Annotated in this window: 2 protein-coding genes; one reads left to right on the forward strand and one right to left on the reverse strand. The window is 59.1% G+C overall.

Going from position 1 to position 2049, the window contains the following annotated elements; translation table 11 throughout:
• Positions 1-92: 92 nt before the first annotated feature.
• Positions 93-1424 (reverse strand): mechanosensitive ion channel family protein, encoded by a 1332-nt coding sequence (locus H1S03_RS17325; RefSeq protein WP_185805309.1) that lies wholly within the window; start codon positions 1422-1424, stop codon positions 93-95.
• A gap of 345 nt (positions 1425-1769) precedes the next feature.
• On the opposite strand from H1S03_RS17325, the gene H1S03_RS17330 reads away from it, so the two are divergent.
• On the forward strand, positions 1770-2049 hold a 280-nt coding region (locus tag H1S03_RS17330), incomplete at its 3' end, for a DUF924 family protein (RefSeq protein ID WP_185805310.1).

Below are 2049 nucleotides of genomic sequence, written 5' to 3' on the forward strand. Positions count from 1 at the left end.
ATCGAAATCCGGAGAACTTCCTGGCAGCCATCAAGCTCGCAGCGATCCGCATCTGGATTGCTGATCAATGAGTCCACCCCCTAGCGTAGCGTTCACTCCTCCGGCTTCGGTTCTGCCTCACTGAAGGTTTCGGGCGTGCTGCGGTTCAGCACGGTCACATCGCGGCGGGGAAACGGGATCTCCACATCGTGTTCCTTGAGCGTATCCCAAAGGGCCAGAAACACATTGCCGCGAATGTTGGTCAGCCCGCCCGATGGATCGTCGATCCAGAACCGCAGCACGAAATCTATGGAACTGTCACCGAAACCGGTAATGTGGCACACCGGGGCCGGGTTGGACTGCACGCGCGCCACAGCGGCGGTCGAGGCGACCGCGATCTTGCGGATCAGATGCGGATCGCTCTCGTAGGATACGCCGAAATTGATGTCGAGCCGCACGAGGGTGGAACTGTGCGACCAGTTCACCACTTGGCCGGTGATCAAATCCTCGTTCGGGATCAGATATTCCCGCCCGTCACGCGTCACGACGGAGACGTATCGCGCGCCCAGCCCGCTGATCCATCCGAACGTATCACCCAGAGAGATCACGTCGCCGGGCTTGATCGACTTGTCCAGCAACAGGATCACGCCGGAAATCAGGTTCGACACGACCTTTTGCAGGCCAAATCCAATACCGATGCCGATTGCGCCGGACAACACGGTGAAGGTCGTCAGGTCAAAGCCCACAAACTGCAATCCGACGAGCAGCGCGATGCCGTAAAGAATGACGGTAATCAGCTTTTCGCTCAACACCCGCATCGAGGGCGACAGATCCTCGTTGCGCATCAGGCGCGATCGCGCCTCGCCTGACAGCCATGAGGCCAGCATGATCGTGGCGCCGATGCTCAGAACGGCCTGAACGACCAGAAGAACAGAAATGCGCGCCTCACCCAGCGTCAGGGCCGCGCGGTCTGCCAAGTCCACCGCTTCATCGAAATACCCGAACATGATCAGGGTGATCGCGATCCAGCCTGCCCAACGCGCGATCTGACGGAAGGGGCGTGACCGGATCAGCCGAGACAGGATCGAAATTGCCACCAGGAACGTCGCAAGCTGTGCGGAAAACAGGATGAGGTAACTGCGCGAAGGCCATGTGATCTCAGCCAAAATAAGTCCGATGGCCCATAGCAACGCGACCATAACGATCCACGTGATCCGATCGCGTACCAGGATCAGGAACCGCGCGCGCCGTGTCGTCAGTTTCAAGCCGCGCATCCATGTGTTGAAATGCGGTGTCAAAAATCTGGCCGTGATCCAGCCGGCGATCAGGCACAGGGCGATGACCGCGAGTTGCCCCACGCGCCATGGCTGCGACATCGAAACGAAGAAGTTCCGCACCACGGGGGCGAGATCGGACATCAGTTCAGGTAGGCCGAAAAAATCCATGCTGTCCTCAGATCAGCCCAAGGCCGCAAACGCGATTGTCGGACCCATGCGTTTGCGGCGTTTCACACCGCGTGATCACATATGCACACACCCTTCAGAAAGGAGGCTAAACGACTGGTTTGCCTTGCGCAATGGGCCTTGATCCGGGCCCAAGGCCCTGCGTGTCGCCGGTGCCCTCTGGCTGTGATGCGGCAATCGGACGTTTGCTCGGTGAAACGAACGGGAGGCGGTTTTTCGTGGATTGAGGCCTGAATTGAGGGTTGTCACGCGCGCCGATCCCATCTTTGCTGGGCGCAACGATCCAAAACGGGCGCCGCGTCATGCGAAAGGTGGAGGTGAAGTGAAATGAACGAAACCATCGAGAGCGTGCTGCAGTACTGGCTGAAGGAAGTCGGTCAAGAAAAGTGGTACGAGCAGGATGCGGCGCTGGACGCCGATATCACCAGCCGGTTCGAGTCGACATGGCAGCAAGCCGCGAACGGAGAGTTGATCCACTGGATGCGCTCGTCCCGCGGCACCCTTGCCCTGTTGATCGTGACAGATCAGTTTGGGAGTGTCCTGACCTCTGTGTATCTGGCCCGGTCCATGCGGTTTCAGATACTCAAGCGTCGAAGCGCTCGCCGAA

Origin of the sequence: Pontivivens nitratireducens (assembly GCF_014235845.1) — a bacterium.
GTDB lineage: Bacteria > Pseudomonadota > Alphaproteobacteria > Rhodobacterales > Rhodobacteraceae > Pontivivens > Pontivivens nitratireducens.